This window comes from Mesorhizobium sp. M4B.F.Ca.ET.089.01.1.1, from assembly GCF_004022605.1.
Taxonomy (GTDB): Bacteria; Pseudomonadota; Alphaproteobacteria; order Rhizobiales; family Rhizobiaceae; genus Mesorhizobium; species Mesorhizobium abyssinicae.
The window spans coordinates 1-480 of the sequence record NZ_RZOS01001364.1; the positions used below are offsets into that span (position 1 = coordinate 1).

Below are 480 nucleotides of genomic sequence, written 5' to 3' on the forward strand. Positions count from 1 at the left end.
CCGCTTCTTCGCACCTTGACCTAAAACCAGTCGGTCAGCTTCTGATGCGGTGGACGGCTCTCCTCCCGCCCTGCGGTATGATCGTGGGGCCAGAGCTGGAGGAGATCTATGATGGGCAACGTTACGACGATTGGTCTGGATATTGCGAAGTCAGTGTTTCAAGTCCACGGGGTGGATGCGGCGAGTGAGGTTGTCTTTCGCAGGAAGCTGACGCGTGGGCGCGTGCTGGCATTCTTCGAGAGCCTGCCACGTTGCCTGGTCGGAATCGAAGCCTGCAGCTCGTCGCACTATTGGGCGAGAGAACTGAATGCACGTGGCCATGATGTGCGGCTGCTGCCGGCACAGTATGTGAAGCCTTATCTGAAGCGGCAGAAGAATGATGCTGCAGACGCAGAGGCGATCTGCGAGGCGGTGACACGGCCGACTATGCGCTTCGTGCCGATGAAATCACCCGAGCAGCAAAGTGTGATGATGCTTCAC

At 58.1% G+C, this 480-nt stretch carries 1 protein-coding gene; it reads left to right on the forward strand.

All coding sequences use genetic code 11. The features are described 5' to 3' along the window. Positions 1-111: 111 nt before the first annotated feature. Positions 112-480 (forward strand): transposase (locus EN780_RS37550; protein ID WP_133373015.1); only part of this gene is annotated, 369 nt, incomplete at its 3' end.